This window comes from Holdemanella porci, from assembly GCF_009696075.1.
Lineage (GTDB): Bacteria > Bacillota_I > Bacilli_A > Erysipelotrichales > Erysipelotrichaceae > Holdemanella > Holdemanella porci.
Map to the genome: position 1 here is coordinate 1 of NZ_VUMR01000120.1, position 1,460 is coordinate 1,460.

The window sequence follows — 1,460 nt, forward strand, 5'->3', positions numbered from 1 at the left end:
TTTTTGTTTAATACACATGATATTTGATAACTCTTTTTTCTTCTTTTTTTCAGAAGCTGACAGTTCAGAACCTTTCTTTTTGGAAAATTCAGCTTCTCCATAAGCTTTGCGTGCACCCACATATTCTGTATCATGAAATAAAGCATTCAATCGATTTGTAGCATATCGAACCAACTGATTATGCATCTGATTCGCATAGAAAAAAGATTTCGACAAAAAACGTTTTTCAGATCCACTTAGTTCCAATTGAAAGCGTACTGTATACATATCGAAATCTCCTTTTTTTGCGATGCATTCTACATATATATTATAACATGGTCCACGTATAGAAACTGTTGAAAAACTGTTACATACGTCATTCATCTCATGACTAAAGTCACGAGCGTTCTGACTCTTCCCGTAAAGTCCTGTATCAACTTATGTTGGTGCAGGCTTTTCTTGTATACCAGGGTTTTATGGCAAAACAAGATTCAATTCAGTTAATGACAAAAGGAAGTATTGCCAAACAAATTATTGGCTATGCAGTGCCTATATTTATTGGATATCTTTTTCAACAACTTTACAATACTGTGGATGCGTTGATTGTTGGAAATTTTCTATGACAGAATGCATTAGCGGCTGTTACGAGTGTGGGGTCGCTGGTTTTCTTGATTGTTGGTTTTTTTAACGGTTTTGCGACAGGTGCAAGTGTCATTGTTGCCAATGCGATAGGGGCTCAAGATGAGAACAGAACAAAAAAAGCGGTATATACAACAGCTACATTCGGGATTATCCTGGGGCTTATTATGACAGTTAGCGGCTATGCATTAACGGATCAAATGTTGATGTGGATGGGCTTGCCCAAAGAAGTGTTTAGCTTCTCTTCTATTTATCTAAAGATTTATTTTCTAGGTGGTTTTTCTTTGGTTTTATACAATATGCTTGTGGGAATCATTCGCGCTGGAGGCGATGCCAAACATCCACTTTATTATTTAATCGTAAGTTCGATATTGAATGTGATATTAGACATTATATTCATCGCTGTGTTTAAAATAGGTGTTGCCGGTGCTGCCTGGGCAACAATCATTTCTGAATTTGCGAGTATGTTTTTGTGTGCTGTGCAACTCGCAAGAGAAGAAAGTATTTTACATATTTCATGGCTACATTTATCTTTGGATTTTGAGAATCTTAAACAAATCTGTATCTATGGCTTGCCAACAGGATTACAAGGTTGTGTGATAGATTTTGCGAATGTAATGATTCAGTCGTATATTAATTCATTTAGCGCAGCAGCTATTGCAGGTATTGGTGCATATTCAAAGGTAGAAGGATTTATTTTCCTTCCTGAAATTTCTTTTGGCTTAACAGATACATTGGTGATTTGTTAATATAACTGACATTAATGATGTCTATTTAAGATTTATTGTATAGGTGTAAACGAAAGAGAGACTACACTTATGACAAGAACTTCAAAATATTTA

At 35.3% G+C, this 1,460-nt stretch carries 2 protein-coding genes and 1 pseudogene; 2 read left to right on the forward strand and 1 reads right to left on the reverse strand.

Annotated elements, in window-relative coordinates:
* A partial coding sequence (locus FYJ55_RS10640; protein WP_154556796.1) for a hypothetical protein occupies positions 1-267 on the reverse strand: 267 nt, incomplete at its 3' end.
* A 188-nt stretch (positions 268-455) separates the two neighbouring features.
* Between FYJ55_RS10640 and FYJ55_RS10645 the strand changes: the two genes are divergently transcribed.
* Positions 456-602: a hypothetical protein gene (locus FYJ55_RS10645; protein ID WP_154556797.1), complete on the forward strand. Its 147-nt coding sequence runs from the start codon at positions 456-458 to the stop codon at positions 600-602.
* Positions 603-617: 15 nt separating this feature from the next.
* Positions 618-1,367 (forward strand): annotated as a pseudogene (locus FYJ55_RS10650) (MATE family efflux transporter); the annotation flags it as partial.
* Positions 1,368-1,460 lie beyond the last annotated feature (93 nt).

Bases quoted from the DNA above. Each gene is read 5' to 3' on its own strand.
- FYJ55_RS10645 (WP_154556797.1), top strand. From the start codon at position 456: ATGGCAAAACAAGATTCAATTCAGTTAATGACAAAAGGAAGTATTGCC.